Origin of the sequence: Azospirillum sp. A26, from assembly GCF_042604635.1 — a bacterium.
Classification (GTDB): domain Bacteria; phylum Pseudomonadota; class Alphaproteobacteria; order Azospirillales; family Azospirillaceae; genus Azospirillum; species Azospirillum palustre.
In genome coordinates this window covers 1,520,213-1,546,828 of the sequence record NZ_CP170473.1, presented here as the reverse complement: position 1 = coordinate 1,546,828, position 26,616 = coordinate 1,520,213, and the positions used below count along the sequence as shown (strand labels likewise).

Below are 26,616 nucleotides of genomic sequence, written 5' to 3'. Positions count from 1 at the left end.
TGTACGCACGATGTTACGCCGTCGGCAGGACGGCGATGCAGTCGATTTCGACCTGGATGTTGTTCAGCTGGCAGCCGATGGTGGTGCGGGCCGGCGGCTCGGTCGGGAAGAACTCCGAATAGAGCGCGTTGTATTCCTGGAAGCGGCCGAGGTCGCTGAGGTAGCTGTTGACCTTCACCACATGGGCGAGGTCGGTGCCGGCGGCCTTCAGGATGATTTCCAGGTTGCGCAGGGTCTGGCGCACCTCGCCGGCGAAGTCCTCGGGCAGCGCGCCGGTCTCCGGATGGTGCGGCCCCTGGCCCGACACATAGACGAAGCCGTTCGCGACGATGGCGTGGCTGTACTGGCCTGCGGGCTTCGCACCCTTTTCGGCGAAGATCGGCTTGCGGTTGGTCATTCGGTCCTCACAGGTTGAAAGATCAGGCGCGGGTCAGGGCCTTGCCCGGACGGGCGCCGGTGTGGCCGCCGTCGCGCAGGACGAACTGTCCGGCGACGAGCACGTCGGTGATGCCGTGGGGCGGGCGCGTCGGATCCTGGAAGGTCGCGCAGTCCGCCACGTCGGCGGTGAACAGGGTCAGGTCGGCCACCATGCCCGGCCGGACCAGCCCGCGGTCGGACAGGCCGAAGCGCTGAGCCGGGACGGCGGTCATGTGGCGCACGGCATCCTCCAGCCCCAACCCGCCCTCGCCCCTGATGGCGCGGGCGAGATAGCGCGGGAAGCTGCCGAAGGCGCGGGGATGCGGCTTGCCGGTCTCGCGCGGCAGCCCGTCCGATCCCAGCATGTGCAGCGGATGCGACAGCGCGGTCTCCAGATCGGCCTCGGCCAACTGGAACATGACGATGTTGGTGCGGCCGCGGTCGGCGCGGATCAGCCGGACTAGCGTGTCGAAGGGAGCCTCCTTCGCCACCCCGGCGATCTCGGTCAACGACAGCCCTTCCAGCGGGCGCAACTCGTCGGCGGAGACGCCGCCGATGCGGACATTCTCCCAGCCGATCAGGCGGATCTTGGATTCCCAGCCGGTGTCGTTCGGCGCCTCGCCGTCCTCCACCGCCCGGCGCAGCGCCGCCAGCCCGTCCGCGTCGGCCATGCGCGCCAGCAGCGCCTCGACCCCGCCGGCCAGCGCCGAGGGCGGCAGCAGTTGCAGGATGGTGCTGGAGCCGGCCGGGTAGGGATACATGTCGAAGCTGACGTCGGTGCCGCCCTTACGGGCGATCTCCAGCCGCTCCACCGCCCGCGGCAGGCTGCCCCAATAGGGCTTCCCGGCGGCCTGCAGGTGGGAGAGCAGGCCGCTCGCCCCGCCCGCCTTCAGCAGATCGAGGAACTCGTCCACTGAGGCGATCAGCCCGCCCTCATAGGAGCGGACATGGGCGGTCAGCAGGGCGCCATGCTCCGCCACCACCTCCGCCAGCCGCACCAGCTCGGCGCGGTCGGCCCAGGCGCTGGGCGGATAGACGAGGCCGAGCGACAGGCCATGCGCGCCCTGGCGCAGCTGGTCGGCCAGCAGGGCCGCCATCGCCTCGCGCTCTTCCGTCGTGGCGGCGCGGTTCTGCCAGCCCATGACGGCGAGGCGCAGGGCCGCGTGCCCGACCAGCGAGACGAGGTTGATCGCGGTGCCGCGCTCGTCGAGCGCCGCCCGATAGCCGGCGAAATCGGCGAAGGTCTCCTGGTCCGAAACGGTGCCCAGCAGGTTGCCGAAATGCTCGCGCAAGGGGGCGCCGCTGTCCGGGCTCTGCGGATAGAGGCCGAAGGAGCAGTTGCCGACGACCACGGTGGTGACGCCCTGCGCCACCTTCTCCGGCCGGCCGGGCTGGCGCAGCTGGATCAGGTCGTCGTGGCAATGGGCGTCGATGAAGCCGGGGGCGAGGAAGCGCCCCTGCGCCTCCAGCGGTTCGGCGTCCGGTGCGTCCAGCATCGAGCCGATTGCGGCGATGCGTCCGCGCTCCACCAGCACGTCGGCGGGGAACCAGGGGGCGCCGGTGCCGTCGATGACGCGGGCGCCCTTGATGAGGAAGGTGGCGGTCATCTCACTTGGCCTTCTGGAGCCGGGGGTCGAGCGCGTCACGCAGCCCGTCGCCGACGATCTGGAGCGACAGCACGGTCAGGACGATGGCGCAGCCGGGGAACAGGATCAGCCAGTCGGCCTGCTGGAAATACTGCTGGGCGCTGGCGATCATGTTGCCCCAGGTCGGGGTGGTCGGCGGCACGCCGACGCCGAGGAAGGACAGCGCCGCCTCCGTCAGAATGGCGTAGGCGAAGATGAAGGTGGCCTGCACCAGGATCGGCGACATCAGGTTGGGCAGGATGTGCAGGAAGACGATGCGCGGGGTTGAGGCGCCCAGCGCCGTCGCCGCCTCGATGAAGGGCATCTCGCGCACCACGAGGCAGGCAGCACGGACCACGCGGGCGACGCGCGGGGTGTAGACGATGCCGAGCGCCAGCACGACGTTGTAGAGCGACGGCCCCAGCGCCGCCATGAAGGCGATGGCGAGCAGGATGTCCGGGAAGGCCATCAGCGCGTCGGTCAGCCGCATCAGCAGCCCGTCCAGCGGCCGGATATAGCCGGCGGCCAGCCCCAGCAGCGTGCCGAGCACCGTCGCCACCACCACCACCAGCAGGCCGACCAGCAGCGACAGCCGGGCGCCCAGCATCACGCGGGACAGCACGTCGCGGCCATACTCGTCGGTGCCGAACCAGTGGGCGGCGGTCGGCGGCTTCAGCCGGCCGAGGATGTCCATCTTCGCCGGGTTGAACGGGGTGATCCACGGCGCCAGCAGCGCCACCGCCAGGATCGCCGCCATGATCAGGAAGGACAGCACCACCAGCCGGCGGCGGAACAGCTGGCGCAGCAGCAGGGCGGCCGGCGACCGGCTGTTCCCGGCTTTGGTGGAGGAGGGAAGGGGGATGCTGCCGTGACCGGCGGGGACGCTTGCCATGGAAACCCTCCCTCTCAATAACGGACCCGCGGATCGACCACGGCATAGAGCAGGTCGACCGTCAGGTTGATCAGCACATAGATGGCGGACACCACCAGCAGGGCGCCCTGGATCACCGGATAGTCGCGGCGCAGCACGGCCGACACGATCAGGTTGCCGACGCCGGGCAGGCCGAACACGGTTTCCGTCACGATGGCGCCGGCGATCATCACCGCGGTGGTCAGGCCGATCACCGTCAGGATCGGGATCATCGCGTTGCGCAGCGCATGCTTCAGCACGACGACCAGCGGCGGCAGCCCCTTGGCCCGCGCGGTACGGACGTAATCGTGGCTCATCACGTCCAGCATGCTGGTGCGGGTGAAGCGCAGGATCAGCGCCGAATTCGGAATGCCGAGCGCGATGGCCGGCAGCACCAGATGGCGCATGCGCTCCAGCAGGTCGGCGTCGGGCGGGCCGTAGCCGGCGACCGGGAACCAGGCATGGTCGACCGCCAGATACTTGATCAGCGTCAGCCCGATCCAGAAGCTGGGGATGCTGGCCGCCAGCATGGCGAGCCCGACCGCGGTCTGGTCGACCAGACCGCCGCGCTTGGCCGCCGACAGGATGCCGACCGGCACGCCGATCAGCATTGCGATGCCCACCGACATCATGGTCAGCAGCCCGGTCAGCTCCGACCGTTCGGCCAGCGCCTGCGCCACCGGGCGGTTGAGGAAGATGGAGTCGCCGAGGTCGAAGCGGACGATCTGCCCGAGATAGAGCAGGAACTGCGTCAGCAGCGGTTCGTCGAGCCCGAGCCGGCCGCGCAGCGACGCGATGTCCTCCGGCGTGGCGGAGGACCCCAGCATGACGGCGGCGGGATCGCCCGGCACGACGCGGGCGATCAAAAAGACCACCATGGCGACGAGCAGCATGACGACCATCATGCCGGCGAACCGGCGGACGATGTAAACGAGCATGGTTGCGGTCCCGGACCGAGAAAATCGCGAGCGAGCGATCCCCTCTCCCCCCTGGGGAGAGGGTTAGGGTGAGGGGGAAGCGCGGCGAGAACTCACAAGAACCGCGAGCCTTCCATCCCTCACCAAATCCACCTTATGCATCCCCCTCACCCCGACCCTCTCCCCGGGGGGGAGAGGGGGATTTATGGAGAGGGAGCCTTCAGCTTCCTCAGCCCTTCAGGTCGGTGTTCCAGAAGAACGGCCAGGGCGTCGGGGTGTAGCCGGTCAGCTTGTCGCTGCTGGCGGCGAGGTTGTAGAACTCGCCGACCTTGATGCTCGGCACCTCGCTGTAGAACAGCGATTGCAGGGTCACCCACTTCGCCTTGCGGGCCGCCGGGTCCATCTCGCGGTTGAAGGCGGCCAGCGCCTCCTTCTTGGCCGGGCTGTCCCACCAGCCGGGATAGCTGGGATTCAGCACGGTGATCAGCGACGGCTCCGGCACGAAGGTGTGGTAGGTGAAGAAGGCATCCCACCCCTTGTCGTCGCCGCGGCGTTGCAGCAGCGTCGCCCAGTCCAGCACCTGGAGGTCGACCTTGAAGCCGGCGAGTTCGAGCTGGGCCTGGGCCACCATGCTCATCTTGTACAGGAACTCGTACTGCACCGAGGTCATGATGCGGATCGGCTCGCCCTTGTAGCCGGCGGCCTTCAGCAGCTCCGCCGCCTTGCCGGCCGCATGGTCGCTGTAGGGCTTGGCGCTGGCCGCATCGTAATAGGGCGTGCCCTGGGCGTAGATCGACCCCTCCGCCTGGACGAATTCGGGATCGCCGAAGCCGGCCAGCAGCATGTCGTTCGGCTCCAGCGCCGCCAGGACCGCTTGGCGCATCTTCGGGTTCGCCATCACGCCGGTCTTGGTGTTCATGATCATCAGCGGGAAGCCGAACGGCTTGACGATCACGGGCTTGACGCCGGCCGCACCCTTGATGCGCGGCAGGGTTTCCGCCGGCAGGCTGTCGGCGAACTGGTACTGGCCGGCCAGGACGCCCGACACGCGGGTGGCGGCGTTCGGCACCGGGACGAAACGGACCTCGCCGATGTTGGCCTTGCGGCTGCCGGCATAGCCGCTGGGTGTGCCGTCGGGCGAGGCGTAGGCGTCGTGGCGCACCAGCCGGATATACTGGTCGGGCTTGTGCTCCAGCAGCTTGTAGGGGCCGGTGCCGATCAGCGACTTCAGGGCGCCCGGCCCGTCGATGACCGACTTCGGCACGATGGCGGCGGCGCCGTTGTTCATCGCCAGGAGCGCGGTCAGCGGCGCGAAAGGCTCCTTCAGCGCGATGACGACGGCGTCCGCACCCTTGGCGGCGATGCTCTCCACCAGCGGGGCGACGGTCTTGCCGCGCGGCGAGGCCTTGGTCCAGTGATCCAGCGAGGCGACCACGTCGTCGGCCGTGACGGTGCTGCCGTCATGGAAGGTGACGCCGCTGCGCAGCGGGATGGTGTAGGTCTTGCCGTCCGCCGACACCTGCGGCAGGGCCGACGCCACCAGCGGGGCCAGCTTCCAGTCGCCGTCGAAGGTGAACAGCGTCTCGAACATGTGCTGGGTGATGATGCTGACGAGGTCGGAGGTGGTGCCGACCGGGTCCAGCGTCGGCGGCTCGCCGATGGTGGCGACCGTGACGACCGATGCGCCGCCCTGCTGGGCCTGCGCAGGGGTGGTCCAGCTTCCGAGAATTCCAGTGGAAAGCCCGCCTGCGGCCAGCGTCGTGCCGAGGGCAGTGTTGAACAGACGTCGCGTGATCCCTGTCATTTCCGTCTCCCGAACCGTTTGTCCGAAATATCGGACGTCGGTCTTGTATTCCAGACAAGCGAACGGTATATCGGACAAACACCGCTGGCAAGCCGAAAATCCGCGTGCTAATCGGTTGTGCGACGATCAGGGAGCGTGGATCAGATGACGGGCGATGGCGTGGCGGAGAAGCAGGTTGCGGAGAAGTCGCCGGCGGAAAAACCGACGGGCCGGGCCCGCGGCATCGACCGTGTCATCGCGCTGATGGAGCATCTGCACGACCGGCGCGCTCCCACCCGCATCGCCGACATCGCCCGCGACACCGGCACCCCGCGCTCGACCATGTACGAGCTGGTCAACACGCTGGTCGAGGCGCGCTGGCTGGAACTGCGCGACGGCGACGGCACCGTCTATTTCGGGCCGGCGATGCATTACTACGGCAGCGATTACCTCGACAGCGTCGACCTGATCCGCAAGGCGCGGGTCGAGGTCGCCCACATCGCCGAGACGGTGGGGGAGACCGCGCAGTTCTGCACGCTGGACGGCGACAAGTATCTGGTCGTGCTGAACGAGCCGGGCCGGCGCATGTTCCGCATCAGCTCCGAGATCGGCATCAAGGTGCCGATTCCCTGGACGGCGTCCGGCCGGCTGCTGGTCGACCACTTGGATGCCGAGGAAATCCGGCGCTTCATCCCGCCCGAGGATTTCACCCTGCCCGACGGCCGCCGCATCGCCGAAGACGAGTTCCTGGAGGACATGCGCCGCGCCCGCACCCAGGGCTATGTCCGCACCACGGCCCTGGTCGACCGCTTCACCACCTGCCTTGCCGCCCCGGTCCGCGATCCGTCCGGCCGCTGCATCGCCACCATCTGCTTCGTCGTCCCCGCCGACACGACGGAAGAGGCGCAGCAGATGATGATCGACACGCTGAAGGCCAGCGCGGAGCGTCTGTCGCCCGGCCGCTGATGGATGCACCGGCTGGGGCGCAGAGTGGGGCGTCGGGTGGTTGTCATTTGACGAAGGCGCACCACATGTTTTAAATGGGGCCAGGAAACGCGCAGTAATAGCGCTGCGAAAGCCCCATAATCCCCGATAGAGCGCTGCGAAACATAAAGCCGTCTTAAGAATTGACCACATCGCCGTCTTTCGCAGCGCTATGCTGCAATGCAAAAGAGCCAGTACAGCAATGTGATGTCTCCTCTTTTGCGCATGCGGGATCGTGTCAATATCTTCCTCAACAGGCCGCGACACCGGCCGCCGGAATTCAAACCCGAAATTGAAGGAAGACCGCCATGACCTCCTATGATGTCGAATCCGCCAAGTTCGCCGCCAAGTTCGCCATTGCCCGCATCGTTGTCGGCGCCATCGTCTTCGCCGCCATCGCCGCTGTCTCCCACATGAACCCGAACGCCGTCCTGGCCGCCGACGAAGCCCGCGCCGCCGTCGCTCTGGAAATGGTCAAGACCATGCCGGTGACCGTCGCCGACGCCGCCCACTGAGTGGGTCGCGTTTCTAAAGTAATCGAAGTATAGCTTAAGCTACGCCATATAAAAGATTCAGCACAAAACGGGAACATCTTGCTATGATCCAAGCAAGCATGCCGCGCCGGCTTGTTTGGACGAGTTGGGCGGTTCACCGTTGTGAGGTTCTTCCATGGCGTTCAAACGTGTCAGCCAGACGACGTTGCCTCCCCGACGCTGGGCGTTGAAGGGGTATTACGGCGAGGGCAAGTCCACCTTCATCCTGGCCATGCAGCAGCCCACGCTGATGATCGACGCCGACGGGCGCCGGCATGAGTTGAAAGGGAGTGAGCTGTATGAGTTGAGCGAGGAGGCCGCCGATCACCGCTCCGTCGAGCGCATCCAGGATCTGCTCGACGCCAACATGCCGGGATCGGACATCCGGACCATCGCCATCGATAGCGTGACTTCGCTGATCGGCGTGTCGATTGCCCGTGCCATGCTCGACAATGCCGCCGACCGCAACAGGAACAAGAATCAGGCCTGGGTCGACAAGGCCGAGAAGATGCGCCTTCTGCAGGACGCGGTGACCGCCCATGGCAGCCACGTCCTGTGGATCTGGCACCTTGAGGACGCGCAGCTCAACGGTAAGGCCCAGATCCGCGAAACCCTGCCGGAGACCGAGCGCGAGTGGCTCTACCGCTCGCTCAACGCCTCCCTGCGCATCGTGCGCGAGGATGGCCGCCGCGGCGTTCTGGTCGAATGGTCGCGCGAGGGGCCGTCTGGCATGATCGTCTGGGACGACGAGGGTTACTGGAAGGGCGTGCCGGAGCGGATCGAGGCCGCGATTTACGGCCAAGATGGCGGAGCCCGGCCGACGCCCTCCGCGGCCGTGACGGCCGGTACAAATCCGTCTAGGCCGGCTGGCTCCAGTTGGGAGGGGGTTGCTGAAGAGGCGTCGGACGGCGTTCTGACTTTCTACAGCCCGGCGGAGGCGGTGGCCTGGGGTGTGGACCAGGGCGCCTTCCCGACCGCCGAAGCGGCACAGGTGGCCTACGACCAGCTCAAGGCGGACTGTAAGCCGCGCAATGCGCGGGAGATGTATGCGGCCTGGATCGACCTCGTTCAGCGTCCCCAGCGCCGCCGGGCGTAACCTTGCGGGCTTCCCCCTGTTTGCTGGGATTCCCGGCTGACAAGGAGGAGCCCATGTCCATCACCACCGATCCCACAAATGGCCAATCCGCAGATGACCGCCAGTCCGGTCAGGCCCAGGTGCCGAAGCCGCCCTCCCACGCGGAAGTCGAAGAGATCAGCCGCTCGCAGGAATATCTGACCGACGACTGGACCGGCGACGGCGGCACCAAGCCCCCGGGCGATGAGCGGGGCGACCGCAAAGACGGCTGAGGCCGCCGTCCTCTTCACAGCATTCGCACTCCACCGAACAGGCTGGAAACCGGAGGATTCCGACGGTTTCCAGCCTGTTCGGCTGTCCGGCAGTCTCCATCGGAATCCGAACGGCGTACATCCTCCGCCCTCAGGCTTAAGCTCTCTGAGAGATGGACGAATCCGGGAACTTGCGGTCCGCGCTCCTGTCGAAGGAAGTCCCCCTTCCTGAACCGGAGAGACTGGGATGCGCAACCTCCTCACCACTCTGCTGCTTGCAGCCGCCCTGTTGCCCACGGCAGCGGCTGCGCAGGCTGTCGGTGCAGATGACGGCGATACCGTTTGCCGGCCTGGAGACAAGGGCTGTGCGCGCTTTGTCGGCGACGAGAAGGGCGGCGTTCCGAAGCGGGGCGGTGCCAAGCAGCCTGTGATGATCGGCACGTCGGTCTTCATGCTGACCCCGTGGCAGGCCGAACGGGAGCGCCGCTGCCTCGCGCTGGCCGGCTGGGCCGAGGCGCGGGGGGAGGGGGCCGACGCCATGGCGGCCGTCATGTGGGTGGTCGCCAACCGCGCCGCCTCGGCCGATCAGCCGTCGCTGCCCTGCCGGGTCGTCGTCGCGACTGGCCAGTTCGAACCCTTCACGGCGGCGCCCGTCGAGCCCGCCAACCAGAAGAAGGCCAAGCCGGTCAAGGCAAAGGGCAAGCAGGCGGAGAAGGCGGCCCGGCAGGCGAAGGCCGAACAGGCGGCGCTGGCGGCCGATCCGCGGGTGGAAAACCGGCGCATCCTGGCGGAAATCCGCCGGCAGGCCGCGGTGATCCGGGCGGGCGGCATGCCGTCCTGGCCGAAGACGCGCCTCGCCCCCGACCAGGAGGCGCTGCGCACCGCGCGCGGGCTGGCCTGGAACCTGAACGACGACGACATGCCCGATCCGACCGCCCGCGCCTCGATGTTCTACAGCCCGCCGGCACAGGCCGCGCTGCGCCGCCAGAAGCCGGAGTGGGCGGAGGCGCGGCTGAAGACCGCCTCCATCGGCGGCCATTCCTTCTACCGCGCGCCGACACCGCCCGCGGAGCGCACCATTGCCACCCTGGTGGCGGAGATTGCGGAGTAAAGTGCTGGAGTATGCGGCCTCCAGCCAAAATGGTCGGGAGGATGCCCGGTCCGGTTAAGTCGATGTTTTCTGTCAAGTACTTGACACGCCAATCCAGACCGGAATTTCAGAGGTCCGGCTTGTATTTTTCATCATGCGGAAAGGCTGGCGCCGAATTGCTGTAGATCAATCGCTCTCGTCTGTCGACCTCCTAGGCTGTCTGTGTTCAACGACATCGAAGGGAGAGAAACGATGAAAGCAATCGATCTGATGACGCCGCGGGTCATCACCATCGGTCCGGACGCGACCGTCGCCGAAGCCGCCCGGACGATGCTGGAGAACCACATCAGCGGCCTGCCCGTGGTCGATGGCTCCGGCAAGGTGGTGGGGATCATCAGCGAAGGCGACCTGCTGCGCCGGGTGGAGCTGGGGACGGAGCGTCACCGCTCCTGGTGGCTCGGCCTGATGTCCGGCGGCACCCTGCCGGCGGAGGATTTCATCAAGTCCCATGCCCGCAAAGTCGCCGACGTGATGACCACCCACGTCACCACGGTGGACGAGAGCGCCTCGCCCGAAGAGGTCGTGCGGGTGATGGAGACGCGGCGGATCAAGCGCGTGCCGGTGGTGCGCCGCGGCGCCCTGGTCGGCATCATCAGCCGCGCCAACCTGCTGCGCGCGCTGGCCAGCGTCTCGCCGGAAACGCCGGCCGCCGCGGCGGACGACCGTGACCTGAAGGACCGGGTGACCGCCGCCGTCAAGGAACTGTCGTGGGAGTCGCGCTCGCACGACGCCATCGTCGTCCGCAACGGCGTCGTCCAGCTCTGGGGCTTCGTCAGCAGCGGATCGCAGCGGGACGCGCTGCGCGTCGCGGCGGAGCGCGTCCCCGGCGTGAAGGCGGTGGAGAACAACATCCAGGTCGTCGACCCCGCCGAAAGCGGCGCCTGGGGCCTCTGATTTAGAGAGCGGACCGGGGAAGAGGCGCGGTCAGATCTTCCCCGGCAGCCGCGCTCCGACCAGATGGGTCGCCTGCGCGCCATACTCATAGACGGCCTCCTGCACCGCCCGGGCCGACAGGGTGTCGGGCGCGGTGCTGGGAAGCGGCATCTCCGCCTCCGGCAGCTTGCCGGTGATGTGCTCGGCCAGACAGCGGCCGAGCACCGTGCCGGGGGCGATGCCGCGGCCGTTGTAGCCGCTGAAACCGATGACGTTGCGGTCCAGCCGGTGGAAGCGGGGCAAATTGTCCTTGGTCATGCCGATCTGGCCGTACCACTCGGATTCGAACCGCACCGGACCCAACTGCGGGAATAGGGCGGCCAGCGAGCGTTGCGCCCAGGCGCGATGGACCGCGGTTCCGGTCCCACGCAGCGCGCCGACGCTGCCGAACACCAGCCGGCCCCGGCGGTCGAAGCGGTAGGAACTCAGCACCGACTTGGTGTCCCACACCCCCTGGCGTTCCGGCAGGATGGCCTTCTGCATGGCATCGGACAGCGGCTCCGTCGCCAGATTGAAATAGGGCAGGTGGACCTGCTCGGTGCGCAACTGCACCCAGGGGCCGATGCTGTAGGCGTCGGTGGCGACCACCACCCAGTCGGCGGTGACCGATCCGTTCGGCGTCTTCACCTCCCATTTGCCCCCGCTCTGGCTTGCCGACTCCACCGGGCTGCCGGTGAAGATGCGGGCCCCCGCCGCGATGGCCGCCGTCGCCAGACCGCGGGCATAGGCCAGCGGCTGGATGGTGCCGGCCCGCAGGTCCAGCAGCGAGCCGGTGTAGGCCGTGGTGCCGACCTTCTCCGCCGTTTCCTTGGCGTCTAGCAGGCGCACGGGCGCGCCGCGCTTCTGCCAGATGTCCGCGCGCTGTTCCAGCTCGCGCAGGCCGGCCGGGCCGACGCCGCAATGAAGCGTGCCGCTGCGCTCGTCCTCGCAGGCGATGCCGTGCCTGGTGATCAGGTCGAAGACGGCGCGCGGCGCGTTGCCCAGCAGCTCGATCAGCCGCTCGCCATAGACCGGTCCCAGGGTGCTGACCAGCTGGTCGGGCATCACCCACATGCCGGCATTGACCAGCCCGACATTGCGCCCGGCGCCGCCGAAGCCGATCTCCACCGCCTCCACCACCACGGCGCTGACGCCGCTTTCTGCTAGATGCAGCGCCGCCGACAGGCCGGTGTAGCCGGCGCCGACGATCACCACGTCGGCGCGGACGCTGCCGGTCAGCGGCGCGGTCGGCGGCGCCGCCGGTGCGGTGCGTTCCCAAAGCCCATGCGACCGCGGATCGTTCAGCATCCCCTGAGGTCCTTTTCGCGTCTGTTTTCGTGCGCCAGTCATTCCCGGTGCGCAAGATTGACTTGCCTACCCCCTTCGGCCAAATGATGTTTGTTCAACCAGTCATTCCATCCCGGAATGAAATCCGCCCACACCCCGCTACAGACACCCCGCTACAGAGCCCGTGATGCAGAGCCCGCGCCGCTTCCTTCCCTCCCTGGCCCTGCTGTCCGCCTTCGAGGCGGCGGCGCGCACCGGCAGCATCACCGCGGCGGCCAAGGAGCTGTCCCTGACCCAGAGCGCGGTCAGCCGCCAGATCAAGGCGCTGGAGGATCTGCTGGAGGTCGAGCTGTTCCACCGCGAACGGCAGACCATCCGCCTGACGGCCGGCGGCGAGTATTATGTGCGCGAGGTGCGCGACGCCCTGCGCCGCATCAGCACCGCGTCGCTGAACCTGCGCGCCAACCCCTATGGCGGCACGCTCAGCATCGCCATCCTGCCGACCTTCGGCGCGCGCTGGCTGGCGCCGCGCCTGCCGAACTTCCTGGCCGGCAATCCCGGCATCACCATCAATCTGGTTACGCGGATGGCGCCCTTCGATTTCCGCCTGGACCCGGTGGACGCGGCGATCCATTTCGGCCGGCCGGACTGGCCGGGCGGAGAGATGGCGCTGCTCCGCCGGGAGACGGTGATTCCCGCTTGCAGCCGCAACCTGCGCGACCGTTTCGATTTCCGCCAGCCCGCCGACCTCCGCCTCGCCCCGCTGCTGCACCTGACCAGCCGTCCCGACGCCTGGGAGCGTTGGCTGACCCTGCACGGCACGCCGGCCGACGGCGTGCACGGCATGCTGTTCGACCAGTTCGCCACCGCGTCCCAGGCCGCCGTCGCCGGGCTCGGCGTGGCGCTGCTTCCGCTGTTCCTGATCGAGGAGGAATTGCGGTCGGGCCAGCTGGTGCCGGCGCTCGATCTGCCGATGGAGAGCGAGAACGCCTATTACGTCGTCTGGCCGTCGGAGCGGGCGGGTTACCCGCCGCTGGCCGCCTTCCGCGACTGGATCCTGGCGGAGACGGCGGACTGCCGCACCCCGGCAGGTCATGAGCTTTCCTCATGAAGTCGGGAAAAACAATCGCAATCCAACCCGCCGCTTCGTTGCTATAGCTGGACCATGTCAAGGACCGCGCAGGTCCGGCCAGCCAATGCGAGCGAGATTTGGAATGAGCGTCCAGACGATTACCCGCGCCGATGCCACCAGAGCCGATTTCATCGGCCCCGATGCGATCCGCACCCTGTTCTCGACCGCCATGTCGGAGATGTATCGGACGGAGGTGCCGGCCTACCAGACGCTCGTCGAGCTGGTGGAGGAGGTGAACGCGGCGCTGTTGGCCGCCGATCCGGCGGAGCGTCATCGTCTGGAGTCCGCCGGGGGCCTCGCCCGCATCACCGAGGAACGCCACGGCGCCATCCGCCTCGGCACTGCGGATGAGCTGTCCACCATGCGCCGCCTGTTCGCGGTGATGGGGATGCAGCCGGTCGGCTATTACGACCTGTCGGAGGCCGGCGTCCCCGTCCATTCCACCGCCTTCCGCCCGGTGGACGGGGAAGCGCTGAGCCGCAACCCGTTCCGCGTCTTCACCTCGCTGCTGCGGCTCGACCTGATCGCCGACGCGGCCTTGCGGCAGGAGGCGGAGAGGGTGCTGGCCGCGCGCAGCATCTTCACCCCCGGCTGCCTCGCTTTGATCGAGAAGGCCGAGGCCGACGGCGGGCTGGATGAGGAGGATGCCGGGCGCTTCGTCGCCGAGGCGCTGGAGACCTTCCGCTGGCACAGCCGGGCCAATGTGCCGCTCGACCTCTACAACCGCCTGCACGACGCCCACCGGCTGATTGCCGACGTGGTGTCCTTCAAGGGTCCGCACATCAACCACCTGACGCCGCGCACGCTCGACATCGATGCGGTCCAGCGCCTGATGCCGGAAAAGGGCATTGCGCCGAAGGCGGTGGTCGAAGGCCCGCCGACCCGCCGCTGCCCGATCCTGCTGCGCCAGACCTCCTTCAAGGCGCTGAGCGAGCCGGTCGATTTTCAGGCCAGTGACAGCGAGGGCGACGGCTGGCTGTCCGGTGTCCACACCGCCCGCTTCGGCGAGATCGAGCAGCGCGGCATCGCCCTGACCCCGAAGGGCCGGGCGCTCTACGACACGCTGTTGCAGGAGTCCCGCCGCCTCGTCGCCCCGGCGGCCGACGGCTCCAACGCCGCGCAGTACATGGCGGCCCTTCAGGAGGTGTTCGCTCCCTTCCCCGACAGCTGGGACGGGATTCGCCGCCAGGGGCTCGGCTATTTCAGCTATTCCCTGACCGAGGCCGGGCGCCGCACCCCGCCGGCACTGGGCGCCGATCTGGAAACGCTGATCGGGAGCGGCGCCGTCCGCTTCGATCCCGTCGTCTACGAGGATTTCCTGCCGGTCAGCGCCGCCGGCATCTTCCAGTCCAACCTGGGCGACGAGGCCCGGCAGGATTTCGCCGCCAGCCCGAACCAGCAGCGCTTCGAAGCCGATCTCGGCGCTGCGGTGCTGAACCCGTTCGACCTCTATGCCGAGATCGAACGCGCCTCCATCGCCGCCTGTTTCGCCGCGAGGTAACTCAGACCGGCACGGCGGCGGGGCGGAAGGCTCCCGCCGCCAGCCAGTCTTCGAAGGCCGCCGGTGCCAGCGGCCGGGAAATCAGGTAGCCCTGGCCGAAGTCGCAGCCATGCAGGCGCAGCCAGTCATAGGCCTCATCCGTCTCCACCCCTTCGGCGATGACCAGATATCCCAGGTCATGGGCAAGGTCGATGGTCGAGCGGACCATGATCTGGTCGCTGCGCTCATGGGCGATGGAGCGGATGAAGCGCTGGTCGATCTTCACCGCCGTCGCCGGGATGTCCTTCAGGTAGGACAGGGCGCTCTGGCCGGTGCCGAAATCGTCGATCTCCACCGCGATGCCCAGGCAGCGCAGGCTTCGAAGCTGGCGGTCGACCTCCGCCCGGTCGGTCATCAGGGCGCTTTCCGTCACCTCGAAATCGATCCAGTCCGCCTGCACGTCATGGCGGTCCAGCAAGGCTTCGACCCGGTCGGCGAAGTCGCCGCTGCCGAGATCCAGCATCGAGATATTGATCGACACCGGCAGGGCGATGCCGCGCCGGTGCCAGTGCGCCACCTGCGTCAGGACGGCGCCGATCACCCATTCGGTCAGCGGACGCACCAGCGCCGTGCGTTCGGCCAGCGGCACGAATTCGGCGGGCGAGATCGGCCCCAGCTCCGGATGGGTCCAGCGCAGCAGCGCCTCCGCCCCGATGCAGCGGTCGGTGCGCAGATCGACCTTCGGCTGATAGGCGATGTGCAACTGGTCCTGCCCGCCCATCGCCTCGGTCAGGCTGCGCAGCAGCAGGAAGGCGCGGTGAGCGGCGCGGTCCTGCTCCTCGTCATAGGCGCACCACGGCTTCTGCGTTTCCAGCGACTGGTGGGCGGCGCTGGTGGCGGCTCGCAGCAGCTCCACGCTTTCCGCCGCGACGTCCGACCGGTGCACGAAGCCGATGCCGGCGGAGGTGGCGATCGGCACGCCCTGATACTGGAAGGGGCTGCGCACCGCAGCGCTGATGCGGTCCAGCGTGGCGGCCAGATCGCCGTCGCCACCGGACAGGATGCCGGGCAGCATGAAAGCGAAGCGGGCCGGCGACAGATGGTAGAGCCGTGTGCGGTCCGGCAGGCAGGCGGCGATGCGGCGGGCGCAATCGACCTCGAACGCGTCGGCGCAGACCTGCCCCAGCACCCGGGTCAGCTCGGCATATTGCTGCGACGCCGCGGCATCGATCACCACCGCCGTTCCCGAACCCGTGGCCGGGCCATCGATCAGGGGGGTGGCCACGGGGGTAGCCAGGGCATCGGCGTCGGCCAGGAAGCGGAAGCGGTTCGACAGCGAGGTGACCGGATGCAGATAGCCGACGGCGCGGCGCGCCTCGATATGCGCCATCGTCATCGCCGACAGGTCGCGCAGCGCCTCCTCCTCCTCCGGGGTCAACGCCGGGCGCGGCTGGTCGTCGATCACGCAGATGGTGCCAAGCGCCAGCCCGTCCGCCGTGCGCAGCGGGGCGCCGGCATAGAAGCGGATGTTGGGATCGCCGGTCACCAGCGGATTGTCGGCGAAACGCTCGTCCTGCCAAGCATCGCCGACGACGAGCAGGGTGTCGGACTCGAGCGCATGGGCGCAGAAGGCATGTTCGCGCGGCGTCTCCTGTACCGGCAGCCCGACCCGCGACTTGAACCACTGGCGGTCGCGGTCGACCAGCGAGATCAGCGCCACCGGCACCTTCAGCAGCTTGGCGGCCAAACGCGTGATCTGGTCGAAGGCGGCCTCCGCCGGCGTGTCGAGCAGCTCGTACCGCTGGAGCGTCGCCAGCCGGTCCTCCTCGCGGGCCGGGACCGGCGGCAGGCGTTTCGCCGTCGCGGGCGTCATCTCGGTGTTCATCCTGTTCCCGGCACTCTCGTCTTCAATCAATTCCGGCACCGATCCTGCCGACAAGTCCATCGAAGCGCCAATGACAATGGTGCAATGCGGCATGGAAACAATCGTCGGTCTCCAGGCCGGCTGCCGTCCGTCCTACCGCCGCTCAATCGCCACCAGCGCCGTTACGGTCAGTTGTGCCAGCACCATGCGGTCGACCATGCCGAAACTGCGCGGCGCCGTGTCGATCAGGCAGACGGACCCGAGCGCCAGCCCCTGCCGGTTGATGATCGGCGCGCCGGCATAGAAGCGGATGTGCGGTTCGCCCAGCACCAGCGGGTTGTCCCGGAAACGCGGGTCGCGGGCGGCGTCCTCCACCACCATCGGCAGGCTCTGGCGGATGGTGAAGTCGCAGAAGGCGACGTCGCGCGGCGTTTCCTGCACGGGCAGCCCGCGGCGCGCCTTGAACCATTGCCGGTCGGTGTCCAGCAGCGACACCAGCGCGATGGGCACACGGAAATGGTCGCAGGCCCAGGACACCAGATCGTCGAAGGCCGGCTCCGGCTCGCTGTCCAGAAGCCCGGTGCGGCGCAGCGCCGCCAGCCTCGCCGCCTCGTCATCGACCGGGACGGCGCCGCGGCCGACGGTCTGCGGGGCGGCCCCGCTGGCGATGGTCTCCTTCAGAAGCGTCATGGGCTCGGCTCCGCGGTCGTGTTGGAAGGGCTGGCGGCCCGGCGAGGGCGCAATTCTGTTAAGAAACAAATAATCCATCGGACCAGTAGATATGAGGATTGCCGTGACTTGCGCGTGGACTCTTTCCTTTTACGCATGAGACGGAACTTGGATCTGTTGGCTTCCATATTATTTCGGAAGGCATAGTCATATCTGATGTTATGATTGTCTAATGAACCGATGGTTGCCCGTCTTCAGGGAAGTCCGCGCCGTCCGACCTCGACCATCCACCCGTGGCATGGCTGTTCTGCGGATGCTTCCGCCGGCTTTCTGCCAAGCCCGTGCAACGATCGGGTGGTTCCGGTGTTTCGCGCTGGGGAGCGGGGCCGCTCCCATGCGAAAAGGGAGCGGCCCCGCTCCCGCACGGCAACGACCGGGCCCTTGCTGATCGCCCGGCATTTCGGTCAGGAGCGTCATACCCATGCCGGACGACCAGCAGCGCAGGGACGTCGTCGATCTCACCGGACAGGAAGCGGACAGCCAGGGCGGGCGCAGCGAGCGCGGACAGCCGGCCGCGGGCGAAGACCGCAAGACGCCGGGCTTCATCCGCCGTCACCCGATTGCGATCCTCGCCGGGCTGGTGGTGGTCGCCCTGCTGGCGGTGGCCGGCTACATCTACTGGCAGCGCAACATCCACCCCTACGAATCGACCGACGACGCCTTCATCGACACCCGCCAGTTCCCGGTGGCGGCAAAGGTGGGCGGCTATGTGACGGAGGTGGCGGTCGGCGACAACCGGCATGTCAATGCCGGCGACCTGCTGTTCCGCATCGACACGCGCGACTATCAGACGGCGCTGGACCAGGCGCAGGCGCAGATCGACTCCGCCCAGGCGGCGATCACCGGCTACGACGCCCAGATCGACGCCCAGCGCGCCCAGATCGAGCAGGCCAAGGCGGAGGTCTCGCAGGCCGAGGCCGCCGTCGGCTTCGCCAAGGAGGATGCGGCGCGCTACCGCGACCTGCAATCCCGCGGTGCCGGGACGGTGCAGCAGGCGCAGCAATCAACCGCCAACCTCCAGGAACAGCAGGGCAAGCTGACCAGCGCCAACGCCGCGGTGATCGCCGCCGAACGGCAGGTCGGGGCGCTCCAGGCGCAGCGGACCAGCGCCGTGGCCGATCTGGCGCGGGCGAAGGCGCAGCTGGCCCAGGCCCAGCTGAACCTGTCCTACACCGCCGTCACCGCCGCGCAGCCCGGCCGGGTGGTGCAGCTGAGCGGGGCGGTCGGCCAGTTCGCCCAGGCCGGCCAGAGCCTCGCCATCTTCGTTCCCGACGACATCTGGGTCACCGCCAACTTCAAGGAGACCCAGATCACCGACATGCGGCCGGGCCAGCCGGTGGACATCAAGATCGACGCCTATCCCGGCCGCAAGGTCACCGGCCATGTCGACAGCGTGCAGCCGGGCTCCGGCACCGCCTTTTCCCTGCTGCCGGCCGAGAACGCCACCGGCAACTATGTGAAGGTGGTGCAGCGGATTCCCGTGAAGATCGTCGTCGACCAATGGCCGGACGGCGTCTCCATCGGCCCCGGCATGTCGGTGGTGCCGCGGGTGACGGTGCGATGAGCGCCGCTGCCGAAGGCGCGGGGCCAGAGGGAGGGGCGGGCGGCTTCGATGCGTCGCAGAGTGCCGCCGGCGGCCGCAACCCGTGGCTGATCGCCGTGGTGGTCTCCATCGCCACCTTCATGGAGGTGCTGGACACCACCATCGCCAATGTCGCCTTGCGCTACATCTCCGGCACGCTGGCGGTCAGCGCCGACGAGGCGTCGTGGGTCGTCACCTCCTATCTCGTGGCGAACGCCATCGTGCTGACGGCCAGCAGCTTCATCGCCAAGCGCTATGGCCGCAAGCGCTTCTATCTGGCCTGCCTGGGGCTGTTCACCGTCAGCTCGCTGGCCTGCGGCTTCGCCTGGAATCTGGAATCGCTTCTGCTGTTCCGGGTGCTCCAGGGTTTTGCCGGCGGCGGCATGGTGCCGATCTCGCAATCGATCCTGGCCGACAGCTTTCCGCCGGCCAAGCGCGGGCAGGCCTTCGCCATCTTCGGCATCGCCGTGGTGGTGGCGCCGGTGGTCGGGCCGACGCTGGGCGGCTGGCTGTCGGACAACCTGTCCTGGCACTGGTGCTTCCTGATCAACGGGCCGGTCGGGGTGATGGCCTTCGCGCTGGTCGGCTTTCTCGTGCAGGAACCGAAATCCGCCATCGAGGAACGCCAACGGCTGAAACGCCAGGGCATCCGCATGGATGTGGTCGGCTTCCTGCTGGTGGCGACCTTCCTGGGCTCGCTGGAGGTGGTGCTCGACCGCGGCCAGACCGACGACTGGTTCGCGTCGGGCTTCATTATCGCCTTCGCCATCGTCTGCGTGGCGTCCTTCTGCCTGATGATCCCGTGGGAGATGACGCGGGAGAACCCGATCCTCGACCTGCGGATGGTGGCGACGCGGCAGTTCGGCTCCTGCTTCCTGGTGATGATGGCGACCGGCGCCATCCTGATTGCGACGACGCAGTTCCTGCCGGAGCTTCTCCAGCAATATTACGGCTTCACCGCCACCTGGGCCGGTCTTGCCCTGTCGCCGGGCGGCATGGTGACCATGGTGATGATGCTGGTCGTCGGACGGCTGGCCGGTCGCATCCAGCCGAAATACCTGATCGCCACCGGCGCCAGCATCGTGGCGCTGGCAATGTGGGACCTGACGCGGTTGAACCCGGATTCGACCTTCTGGTTCTTCGCGTGGTCGCGCATCTATATCGGCATCGGCCTGCCGCTGATCTTCATCCCGATCACCACGGCGTCCTACGACGGCATCCCGCGCGACAAGACCGATCAGGCGTCGGCCCTCATCAACGTCGCGCGCAATGTCGGCGGCTCCATCGGCGTGTCGATCGCCCAGAATGTGCTGGCCTTCCGCGAGCAGTTCCACCACAGCCGGCTGGCCGAGCATATCGTGCCGTCCAACCCGGCCTATCAGCGGACCATGGAGCAGGCGACGACTTATTTCTCCATGGCCGGCGGCGAGGCGGGCGCGCGCGAACGGGCGATGGCCTACATCGGCCAGCAGGTGCAGATGCAGACCGCCTACTGGTCCTACATCGACGTGTTCTTCGCGCTGATGCTGATCTCCGCCTCGGCGGTGCCGCTGGCCCTGATCCTGCGCAGCGTGAAGCGCTGACCGGCAGGCGCCCGTGCAAGGGTCTCTCATTCCCTCATGCGTCGTGATAGACAGCGCCGGTTCCCGCCCGTGACCGGATGAGGTCTCCGCCCATGAAGCGCCCGACCAAGCGCCCGACAATTTCCGACCTCGCCAAGGCGGCGGGCGTCAGCGTCGCCACCATCGACCGGCTGCTGAATGGCCGGCACCCCGTGCGGGAGGAGACCGCCCGCCGCATCTTCGAGGCGGCGACCGGGATCGGCTTCCACGGCGCCAACGCCATCCGCCAGCGCACCCTGGCGCAGCAGCCGGATTATCACCTCGGCTTCATCCTTCAAAAGGAGCGCCACGCCTTCTATCAGGAGTTCGCGGCGCGGATCGAGGAGGTGGTGCGCAGCCATCCCGACCGCCGGCTGCGCGCCACCATCCGCTTCGTCCAGTCGACATCCCCGGCCGAACTGGCCGAGCTGATCCGCGGCATGAAGGGGAAGGTGAGGGCGGTCGCGGTGACCGGCATCGACCATCACGACGCTACCGCCGCGGTGGCCGAACTGAAGGCGGCCGGCATTCCCACCTTCTCGCTGCTGTCCGACTTCGCCCAGGGCGTGCGGGAAAGCTACATCGGCACCAACAACCTGAAGGCCGGCCGCACCGCGGCATGGCTGATGTCAAAGACCGCGCGGGGGCCGGGGCGCATCGCCGTCTTCATCGGCGCCTTCCGCTATCACGGCCATGCCCTGCGCGAGACCGGATTCCGCAGCTATTTCCGCGAGTTCGCACCCGAGTTCACCCTGACGGACAGCATCGTCAACGTCGAGACGCGCCAGCTGACCTACGAGGCGACGCTCGGCCTGCTGGACCGGCACGACGATGTGGTCGGCATCTATGTGGCGGGCGGAGGCATGGAGGGCGCCATCGCCGCCTTGCGCGAGCTCCGCCGGCCGGACGAGGTGACCTGCATCGTCCACGAGCTGACGCCGGAGTCGAGGCAGGGGCTGCTCGACCGCCATGTCTCGGTGGTGATGGCGACGCCGCTGCCGGCGCTCTGCGCCGACCTGATCGAGATGATGGTCCACAGCATCGAACACGGCATGGCGGAAAATCCCGGCCAGCGCTTCCTTCCCGCCCAGCTGTGGACGCCCGAAAGCCTGTAAGGAAAAGCCTGTAGAGAGAAGCCTTCCTACGCCATGATGGAAAACCATCATGGCGTGCCGCAAATTCTCTCATGTTTGACGGACATCCGGCCGGCAGGCGCGTTGACCGAACCGTGCGCGATGGTGAATGCTTCCCCTGCCAATCAAAACCGAAAACGGCAATCGACCCCGGTGAACCGCCCGGGCGCGGCGCGCAGGACTGCGCGCGTGGCCCCGCTCGCCCACCGAACGACAGGAGGCTTTGGAAACATGACCGTCAGAATCGGCATCATCGGCACCGGCGCCATCGGCCGCGACCATGCCCGTCGCATCGAGCAGGTGCTGGCCGGCGGCAAGATCGTCGCCCTGACCGACGTCAACCGCGGGTCCGCCGAGGCGGTGCGGGCCGACATCGCCCCCGATGCCGAGATCTTTGAGACCGGCGAGGAGCTGATCGCCTCGCCGCTGGTCGATGCGGTTCTGGTCACCTCCTGGGGCGCCAGCCACGAGCAGTATGTGCTGGCCGCCATCGCCGCCGGGAAGCCCTGCTTCTGCGAAAAGCCGCTCGCCACCACCGCCGACGGCGCCAGGCGCATCGTCGATGCCGAGGTGGCGCATGGCAAGCGTCTGGTCCAGGTCGGCTTCATGCGCCGCTACGATGCCGGCTACATCGCGCTGAAGGAGGCGGTGACCAGCCGCACCGGCGCGCCGATCATGGTCCATGCCGCCCACCGCAACCCGACGGTGCCCCAGCACTACGTCACGCCGATGGCGATCCACGACACACTGATCCACGAGATCGACGTGTTCCGCTGGCTGCTGGACGACGATTACGTTTCCGCCCGCGTGATCTTCCCGCGCCGCGCCGCCCGCAGCCATGGCAAGCTGCGCGACCCGCAGGTCGTGGTGCTGGAGACGGCGAAGGGCGTCGTCATCGACGTCGAGATCTTCGTGAACTGCCACTATGGCTACGACATCCAGTGCGAGGTGGTGGGCGAGGACGGCATCGCCCGCCTGCCGGAGCCGATGGCGGTGCAGATGCGCCTGAACGCTAGCCTGCAGAACCCGATCCTGACCGATTGGAAGGATCGCTTCATCGCCTCCTATGACGTGGAGCTTCAGGACTTCCTGAAGGCCGCCGCCCAGGGCACCGCCACCGGCCCGACCTGCTGGGACGGCTATGTCGCCGCCATCACCTCGGATGCCTGCGTCACCGCGCAGGAGCGCGAGGGCGAGGCCGTCGCCATCACGCTGCCCAGCCGTCCGGCGCTCTACAGCTGAACAGGCCGCCGTCCGTCTGCCCGCCTTCGCGGGACGGGACGAAGCCGACCGGCCGCCTGTCCGGCGCACGGGTCCGCCGGTCCGTATCCAACGCCATCGCCAATCCGACGACCGGATTACAGCGGAGCTGACCCATGCCAACTCAACGCGGTCAAACCGAGCGCGAACTCGACGTCATTTCCATCGGCCGCTCCTCCGTCGACCTCTATGGCGAACAGGTCGGCGGCCGGTTGGAGGACATGCAGAGCTTCGCCAAATATGTCGGCGGCTGCCCCACCAACATCGCGGTCGGGACATCGCGCCTCGGCCTGCGCTCCGCCCTGCTGACCCGCGTCGGCGACGAGCATATGGGGCGTTTCATCCGGGAACAGCTGGTCCGCGAAGGCGTCGACACCCGCAGCGTCATCACCGATCCGGAACGGCTGACCGCCCTCGTCATCCTGGGCATCCGCGACAAGAAGACCTTCCCGCTGATCTTCTACCGCGAGAACTGCGCCGACATGGCGATCTGCGAGGAGGATGTCCGGGAAGACTTCATCGCCTCGGCCAAGGCCGTGGTGGTCAGCGGCACCCATTTCTCCACCCCCACCACCGAAGCGGCCATGCGCAAGGCGATGCGGCTGGCGCGCGGGAACGGCACAAAGGTGGTGTTCGACATCGATTACCGCCCGGTGCTGTGGAAGCTGACCGGCCATGGGCTGGGGGAAGAGCGCTTCGTCGCCGACGGCGGCGTCTCCGCCCTGTTGCAGACCATCCTGCCGGGCTGCGACCTGATCGTCGGCACGGAAGAGGAATTCCACATCGCCGGCGGCAGCACCGACACGCTGGCGGCGCTGCGCCGGGTCCGCGACCTGACCGACGCGACGCTGGTGTGCAAGCGCGGCCCGATGGGCTGCGTCGTCTTCCCCGGTGCCATTCCCGACAGTCTGGAACAGGGCATCCGCGGTCCCGGCTTCCCGGTCGAGGTCTACAATGTGCTGGGGGCTGGCGACGCCTTCATGTCGGGCTTCCTGCGCGGCTGGCTGCGCGACCGTCCGCTGGAGGAGTGTTGCGCCTTCGCCAACGCCTGCGGCGCCTTCGCGGTGTCGCGCCACGGCTGCGCGCCCGCCATCCCGACCTGGACGGAGCTGTCCTATTTCCTGGCCAACGGCAGCCCGACGCCGCGGCTGCGCGAGGATGCCCGCCTCTCGCACATCCACTGGGCGACCACGCGGCGCCGCGACTGGCCGGAGGTGATGGCCTTCGCCATCGACCACCGCGCCCAGCTGGAGGCGATGGCAACGCGGCTGGGCGCCGATCCCGCGCGCATCGCCGGCTTCAAGCTGCTGGCCCTACAGGCGGCGCAGCAGGCCTCCGACGGGCGCGACGGCTTCGGCATGCTGCTGGACGGCATCCACGGCCAGGACGCGCTGGACGCGCTGACCGGCACCGGCGCCTGGATCGGCCGCCCGGTGGAACTGCCGGGCTCGCGCCCGCTGCGCTTCGAAGGCGGTCCCGACATCGCCGTGACCATCCGCGAATGGCCGGCCGAGCATGTGGTGAAGTGCCTCGCCTTCTACCACCCGGACGACGAGGAGGCGCTGCGCACCGAGCAGGAGCGTCAGATCCAGACCCTGTTCGCCGCCTGCCGCGCCACCGGCCACGAGCTTCTGCTGGAGATCATTCCGCCGCGCGGCATGCCGGTCGGCGACGACACCATCTCCCGCGCGCTGAAGCGCTTCTACGGGCTCGGCGTTTATCCCGACTGGTGGAAGCTGCCGTCGCCGGCCAGCCAGGGGGCCTGGAACAGCATTGCGAGCGTCATTGACCGCCATGACCCGCTGTGCCGCGGCGTGCTGATCCTCGGCCTCGACGCGCCGGAGGAGGAGCTGAAGGCCGGGCTGGCGCTGGCCGCCCGCCAGCCGGTCTGCAAGGGCTTCGCCGTCGGCCGCACCCTGTTCGGCAACGCCGCTGAGGCGTGGCTGGCCGGCAGCATCGACGACGCGGCGGCGGTCGCGGCGATGGAGGCCGCCTATGGCCGGCTGATCGCCTTCTGGCAGGAACAGCGCAGCCGCCACGCCGCCTGATCTTCAAGCCATCATCAAGAACAACAGGGGCAGGACCGCCCCGGTAGGGAGAAGCCATCATGGACAGCGTGCGCCTCACCGTCGCCCAGGCCGTCGTCCGCTATCTCAGCGCCCAGTATGTCGAGATCGACGGCCAGGAGCTGCCGCTGTTCGCCGGTGTCTGGGCGATCTTCGGCCACGGCAACGTGGCGGGCATGGGCGAAGCGCTGCATGCCGCCCGCGACCTGCTGCCGACCTACCGCGCCCACAACGAGCAGGGGATGGCGCATGCCGCCATCGCCTATGCCAAGGCGCAAGGACGGCGCCGCATGATGGCCTGCACCACCTCCATCGGGCCGGGGGCCGTCAACATGGTGACGGCGGCGGCGCTGGCCCATGTCAACCGCCTGCCGGTTCTGCTGCTGCCGGGCGACGTCTTCGCCACCCGCGCTCCCGATCCGGTGCTGCAGCAGGTCGAGCGCTTCGAGGACGCCACCGTCAGCGCCAACGACTGCTTCCGCCCGGTGTCGCGCTTCTGGGACCGCATCACCCGCCCCGAACAGCTGATGCCCAGCCTGCGCCGCGCCATCCAGGTGCTGACCGACCCGGTGGAGTGCGGGCCGGTGACGCTCTGCCTGCCGCAGGACGTGCAGGCCGAAGCCCATGACTTCCCGGTCTTCGTCTTCGAACGCACCGTCCGCCGCACCCGCCGGCCGGAGCCCGACCGCGACGAGCTTGCCGCGGTGACGGCGGCTTTGCGCGGCGCCAAGAAGCCGCTGATCGTCGCCGGTGGCGGCGTGTTCTACAGCGGGGCCTGCGACGCGCTGGCCGACTTCGCCAAGCGCCGGGGCATCCCGGTGGCGGAGACCCAGGCCGGCAAGGGCGCCCTGGTCTGGGACCATCCCTGCAACGTCGGCGCCATCGGCGTCACCGGTTCCAGCGCCGCCAACGAGCTGGCGGCGGAGGCCGATCTGGTGCTGGCGGTCGGCACCCGGCTCGCCGACTTCACCACCGCCTCCTGGACAATCTTCGCCAACCGCGGCGCCCGCCTCGCCGGGCTGAACGTCGCCGCCTTCGACGCGGTGAAGGGCGACGCCCTGCCGCTGGTCGCCGACGCCGGGCGCGGTCTGGCGGCCCTCGACGCCGGGCTCGGCGACTGGTCGGCCCCGCTGCCCTGGCAGGCTTTGGCGCAGGAGCGCACCGATGTCTGGACCCGCGTCGTCGACCGGGCGACCGCCGATGCCGGGCTCGACCTGCCGACCGACGCCCAGGTGCTGGGGGCAGTCAACCGCGCCGCCGGCCGCGACGGCACAATCGTCTGCGCTGCCGGCGGCCTGCCGGGCGAGCTGCACAAGCTGTGGCGCAGCGGCCGGCCCGGTGGCTACCATCTGGAATACGGCTTCTCCTGCATGGGCTACGAGATTGCCGGCGGGCTCGGCGTCAAGATGGCCTGCCCGGACCGCGAGACCTTCGTCATGGTCGGCGACGGCAGCTACATGATGCTGAATTCCGAACTGGCCGTGTCGGTGGCGATGAAGCGCAAGCTGATCGTCGTCCTGCTCGACAACCGCGGCTATGGCTGCATCAACCGGCTGCAGAACGCCTGCGGCGGCGCCCCCTTCAACAACCTGCTGCGCGACACCCATTACAAGACCGAGACCCTGCCCGACATCGACTTCGCCGGCCACCTGCGCGCGCTGGGCGCGGTAACGGAAAAGGTAACGGGCGTCGCCCAATTGGAACAGGCGCTGGAGCGCGCCAAGGCGTCCCCCGTCACCTACGCCATCGTCATCGACACCGACCCGCTGCCCTCCACCCGGGACGGCGGGGCGTGGTGGGACGTGCCGGTGCCGGAACTGTCCACCCGTCCCGAGGTCGCGGCGGCGCGCGAGACCTACGTCGCCAACAAGGCCCGCCAGCGCCGCTGACCGCGACCCTTCTCCCCCAATTTCCACCATCTTCTT

22 protein-coding genes are annotated in these 26,616 nt (G+C 68.3%); 14 read left to right on the top strand and 8 right to left on the bottom strand.

Annotated features, from left to right (window positions below; all coding sequences use genetic code 11):
* Nucleotides 1–13: 13 nt before the first annotated feature.
* The 5 genes from ABNQ39_RS21140 to ABNQ39_RS21120 all read right to left on the bottom strand — a co-directional run bounded on the left by ABNQ39_RS21140 (nucleotide 14) and on the right by ABNQ39_RS21120 (nucleotide 5,673).
* Nucleotides 14–397: a RidA family protein gene (locus ABNQ39_RS21140; protein WP_149224340.1), complete on the bottom strand. Its 384-nt coding sequence runs from the start codon at nucleotides 395–397 to the stop codon at nucleotides 14–16.
* Between the two features lie 22 nt (nucleotides 398–419).
* The gene (locus tag ABNQ39_RS21135) at nucleotides 420–2,024 is read right to left on the bottom strand and encodes an N-acyl-D-amino-acid deacylase family protein (RefSeq protein ID WP_376960224.1); all 1,605 of its coding nucleotides are present in this window, start codon (nucleotides 2,022–2,024) and stop codon (nucleotides 420–422) included.
* Nucleotide 2,025: 1 nt separating this feature from the next.
* Nucleotides 2,026–2,934, bottom strand: coding sequence for an ABC transporter permease (locus ABNQ39_RS21130; protein ID WP_376960222.1), 909 nt, complete (start codon nucleotides 2,932–2,934; stop codon nucleotides 2,026–2,028).
* 14 nt (nucleotides 2,935–2,948) lie between these two features.
* The gene (locus ABNQ39_RS21125) at nucleotides 2,949–3,890 is read right to left on the bottom strand and encodes an ABC transporter permease (protein ID WP_376960220.1); all 942 of its coding nucleotides are present in this window, start codon (nucleotides 3,888–3,890) and stop codon (nucleotides 2,949–2,951) included.
* 208 nt (nucleotides 3,891–4,098) lie between these two features.
* Nucleotides 4,099–5,673 carry an ABC transporter substrate-binding protein gene (locus ABNQ39_RS21120; protein WP_376960218.1) on the bottom strand — a complete coding sequence of 525 codons (1,575 nt, stop codon included), beginning with the start codon at nucleotides 5,671–5,673 and terminating at the stop codon, nucleotides 4,099–4,101.
* Nucleotides 5,674–5,817: 144 nt separating this feature from the next.
* Between ABNQ39_RS21120 and ABNQ39_RS21115 the strand changes: the two genes are divergently transcribed.
* The 6 genes from ABNQ39_RS21115 (at nucleotide 5,818) to ABNQ39_RS21090 (ending at nucleotide 10,539) form a co-directional block, all read left to right on the top strand.
* The gene (locus tag ABNQ39_RS21115) at nucleotides 5,818–6,618 is read left to right on the top strand and encodes an IclR family transcriptional regulator (RefSeq protein ID WP_376960216.1); all 801 of its coding nucleotides are present in this window, start codon (nucleotides 5,818–5,820) and stop codon (nucleotides 6,616–6,618) included.
* Nucleotides 6,619–6,944: 326 nt separating this feature from the next.
* Nucleotides 6,945–7,151 carry a hypothetical protein gene (locus ABNQ39_RS21110; protein WP_376960214.1) on the top strand — a complete coding sequence of 69 codons (207 nt, stop codon included), beginning with the start codon at nucleotides 6,945–6,947 and terminating at the stop codon, nucleotides 7,149–7,151.
* A gap of 154 nt (nucleotides 7,152–7,305) precedes the next feature.
* Complete coding sequence (locus tag ABNQ39_RS21105) at nucleotides 7,306–8,265, top strand: AAA family ATPase (RefSeq protein ID WP_376960212.1); 960 nt, start codon at nucleotides 7,306–7,308, stop codon at nucleotides 8,263–8,265.
* 53 nt (nucleotides 8,266–8,318) lie between these two features.
* Nucleotides 8,319–8,516 (top strand): hypothetical protein, encoded by a 198-nt coding sequence (locus ABNQ39_RS21100; protein WP_376960210.1) that lies wholly within the window; start codon nucleotides 8,319–8,321, stop codon nucleotides 8,514–8,516.
* Between the two features lie 226 nt (nucleotides 8,517–8,742).
* Nucleotides 8,743–9,606 carry a cell wall hydrolase gene (locus ABNQ39_RS21095; protein WP_376960208.1) on the top strand — a complete coding sequence of 288 codons (864 nt, stop codon included), beginning with the start codon at nucleotides 8,743–8,745 and terminating at the stop codon, nucleotides 9,604–9,606.
* Nucleotides 9,607–9,837: 231 nt separating this feature from the next.
* A complete protein-coding gene (locus ABNQ39_RS21090; protein WP_376960206.1) occupies nucleotides 9,838–10,539 on the top strand; it encodes a CBS domain-containing protein in 702 nt (233 codons plus the stop codon).
* Between the two features lie 30 nt (nucleotides 10,540–10,569).
* On the opposite strand, the gene ABNQ39_RS21085 is transcribed toward ABNQ39_RS21090, so the two are convergent.
* Entirely contained in the window at nucleotides 10,570–11,865 is a 1,296-nt protein-coding gene (locus ABNQ39_RS21085) for an NAD(P)/FAD-dependent oxidoreductase (protein ID WP_376960204.1), read from the bottom strand.
* Nucleotides 11,866–12,031: 166 nt separating this feature from the next.
* Between ABNQ39_RS21085 and ABNQ39_RS21080 the strand changes: the two genes are divergently transcribed.
* Together ABNQ39_RS21080 and hglS are read left to right on the top strand one after the other, a co-directional pair.
* The gene (locus tag ABNQ39_RS21080) at nucleotides 12,032–12,955 is read left to right on the top strand and encodes a LysR family transcriptional regulator (protein WP_376960202.1); all 924 of its coding nucleotides are present in this window, start codon (nucleotides 12,032–12,034) and stop codon (nucleotides 12,953–12,955) included.
* Nucleotides 12,956–13,058: 103 nt separating this feature from the next.
* Nucleotides 13,059–14,477 (top strand): 2-oxoadipate dioxygenase/decarboxylase HglS, encoded by a 1,419-nt coding sequence (gene hglS / locus ABNQ39_RS21075; protein WP_376960200.1) that lies wholly within the window; start codon nucleotides 13,059–13,061, stop codon nucleotides 14,475–14,477.
* Between the two features lies 1 nt (nucleotide 14,478).
* Here hglS and ABNQ39_RS21070 read toward each other — a convergent pair whose 3' ends face one another.
* Nucleotides 14,479–16,329, bottom strand: coding sequence for a sensor domain-containing phosphodiesterase (locus tag ABNQ39_RS21070; protein ID WP_376960198.1), 1,851 nt, complete (start codon nucleotides 16,327–16,329; stop codon nucleotides 14,479–14,481).
* Nucleotides 16,330–16,473: 144 nt separating this feature from the next.
* Nucleotides 16,474–17,010, bottom strand: coding sequence for a GAF domain-containing protein (locus tag ABNQ39_RS21065; RefSeq protein WP_376960196.1), 537 nt, complete (start codon nucleotides 17,008–17,010; stop codon nucleotides 16,474–16,476).
* Between the two features lie 460 nt (nucleotides 17,011–17,470).
* On the opposite strand from ABNQ39_RS21065, the gene ABNQ39_RS21060 reads away from it, so the two are divergent.
* The 6 genes from ABNQ39_RS21060 to iolD all read left to right on the top strand — a co-directional run bounded on the left by ABNQ39_RS21060 (nucleotide 17,471) and on the right by iolD (nucleotide 26,580).
* Complete coding sequence (locus ABNQ39_RS21060) at nucleotides 17,471–18,613, top strand: HlyD family secretion protein (protein ID WP_376960194.1); 1,143 nt, start codon at nucleotides 17,471–17,473, stop codon at nucleotides 18,611–18,613.
* Nucleotides 18,610–20,214, top strand: a complete 1,605-nt coding sequence (locus ABNQ39_RS21055) for a DHA2 family efflux MFS transporter permease subunit (protein WP_376960192.1) — start codon at nucleotides 18,610–18,612, stop codon at nucleotides 20,212–20,214. Before ABNQ39_RS21060 ends, ABNQ39_RS21055 begins: the two co-directional genes overlap by 4 nt.
* A 92-nt stretch (nucleotides 20,215–20,306) precedes the next feature.
* Nucleotides 20,307–21,347 (top strand): LacI family DNA-binding transcriptional regulator, encoded by a 1,041-nt coding sequence (locus ABNQ39_RS21050; RefSeq protein WP_376960190.1) that lies wholly within the window; start codon nucleotides 20,307–20,309, stop codon nucleotides 21,345–21,347.
* A gap of 249 nt (nucleotides 21,348–21,596) precedes the next feature.
* Entirely contained in the window at nucleotides 21,597–22,607 is a 1,011-nt protein-coding gene (locus tag ABNQ39_RS21045; protein WP_376960188.1) for a Gfo/Idh/MocA family protein, read from the top strand.
* Nucleotides 22,608–22,741: 134 nt separating this feature from the next.
* Nucleotides 22,742–24,673 (top strand): bifunctional 5-dehydro-2-deoxygluconokinase/5-dehydro-2-deoxyphosphogluconate aldolase, encoded by a 1,932-nt coding sequence (locus ABNQ39_RS21040; protein WP_376960186.1) that lies wholly within the window; start codon nucleotides 22,742–22,744, stop codon nucleotides 24,671–24,673.
* 59 nt (nucleotides 24,674–24,732) lie between these two features.
* Nucleotides 24,733–26,580, top strand: a complete 1,848-nt coding sequence (iolD, locus tag ABNQ39_RS21035; RefSeq protein ID WP_376960184.1) for a 3D-(3,5/4)-trihydroxycyclohexane-1,2-dione acylhydrolase (decyclizing) — start codon at nucleotides 24,733–24,735, stop codon at nucleotides 26,578–26,580.
* Nucleotides 26,581–26,616 lie beyond the last annotated feature (36 nt).

Bases quoted from the DNA above. Each gene is read 5' to 3' on its own strand.
- ABNQ39_RS21140 (WP_149224340.1), bottom strand. From the start codon at position 397: ATGACCAACCGCAAGCCGATCTTCGCCGAAAAGGGTGCGAAGCCCGCA.
- ABNQ39_RS21135 (WP_376960224.1), bottom strand. From the start codon at position 2,024: ATGACCGCCACCTTCCTCATCAAGGGCGCCCGCGTCATCGACGGCACC.
- ABNQ39_RS21130 (WP_376960222.1), bottom strand. From the start codon at position 2,934: ATGGCAAGCGTCCCCGCCGGTCACGGCAGCATCCCCCTTCCCTCCTCC.
- ABNQ39_RS21125 (WP_376960220.1), bottom strand. From the start codon at position 3,890: ATGCTCGTTTACATCGTCCGCCGGTTCGCCGGCATGATGGTCGTCATG.
- ABNQ39_RS21120 (WP_376960218.1), bottom strand. From the start codon at position 5,673: ATGACAGGGATCACGCGACGTCTGTTCAACACTGCCCTCGGCACGACG.
- ABNQ39_RS21115 (WP_376960216.1), top strand. From the start codon at position 5,818: ATGACGGGCGATGGCGTGGCGGAGAAGCAGGTTGCGGAGAAGTCGCCG.
- ABNQ39_RS21110 (WP_376960214.1), top strand. From the start codon at position 6,945: ATGACCTCCTATGATGTCGAATCCGCCAAGTTCGCCGCCAAGTTCGCC.
- ABNQ39_RS21105 (WP_376960212.1), top strand. From the start codon at position 7,306: ATGGCGTTCAAACGTGTCAGCCAGACGACGTTGCCTCCCCGACGCTGG.
- ABNQ39_RS21100 (WP_376960210.1), top strand. From the start codon at position 8,319: ATGTCCATCACCACCGATCCCACAAATGGCCAATCCGCAGATGACCGC.
- ABNQ39_RS21095 (WP_376960208.1), top strand. From the start codon at position 8,743: ATGCGCAACCTCCTCACCACTCTGCTGCTTGCAGCCGCCCTGTTGCCC.
- ABNQ39_RS21090 (WP_376960206.1), top strand. From the start codon at position 9,838: ATGAAAGCAATCGATCTGATGACGCCGCGGGTCATCACCATCGGTCCG.
- ABNQ39_RS21085 (WP_376960204.1), bottom strand. From the start codon at position 11,865: ATGCTGAACGATCCGCGGTCGCATGGGCTTTGGGAACGCACCGCACCG.
- ABNQ39_RS21080 (WP_376960202.1), top strand. From the start codon at position 12,032: ATGCAGAGCCCGCGCCGCTTCCTTCCCTCCCTGGCCCTGCTGTCCGCC.
- hglS (WP_376960200.1), top strand. From the start codon at position 13,059: ATGAGCGTCCAGACGATTACCCGCGCCGATGCCACCAGAGCCGATTTC.
- ABNQ39_RS21070 (WP_376960198.1), bottom strand. From the start codon at position 16,329: ATGACGCCCGCGACGGCGAAACGCCTGCCGCCGGTCCCGGCCCGCGAG.
- ABNQ39_RS21065 (WP_376960196.1), bottom strand. From the start codon at position 17,010: ATGACGCTTCTGAAGGAGACCATCGCCAGCGGGGCCGCCCCGCAGACC.
- ABNQ39_RS21060 (WP_376960194.1), top strand. From the start codon at position 17,471: ATGCCGGACGACCAGCAGCGCAGGGACGTCGTCGATCTCACCGGACAG.
- ABNQ39_RS21055 (WP_376960192.1), top strand. From the start codon at position 18,610: ATGAGCGCCGCTGCCGAAGGCGCGGGGCCAGAGGGAGGGGCGGGCGGC.
- ABNQ39_RS21050 (WP_376960190.1), top strand. From the start codon at position 20,307: ATGAAGCGCCCGACCAAGCGCCCGACAATTTCCGACCTCGCCAAGGCG.
- ABNQ39_RS21045 (WP_376960188.1), top strand. From the start codon at position 21,597: ATGACCGTCAGAATCGGCATCATCGGCACCGGCGCCATCGGCCGCGAC.
- ABNQ39_RS21040 (WP_376960186.1), top strand. From the start codon at position 22,742: ATGCCAACTCAACGCGGTCAAACCGAGCGCGAACTCGACGTCATTTCC.
- iolD (WP_376960184.1), top strand. From the start codon at position 24,733: ATGGACAGCGTGCGCCTCACCGTCGCCCAGGCCGTCGTCCGCTATCTC.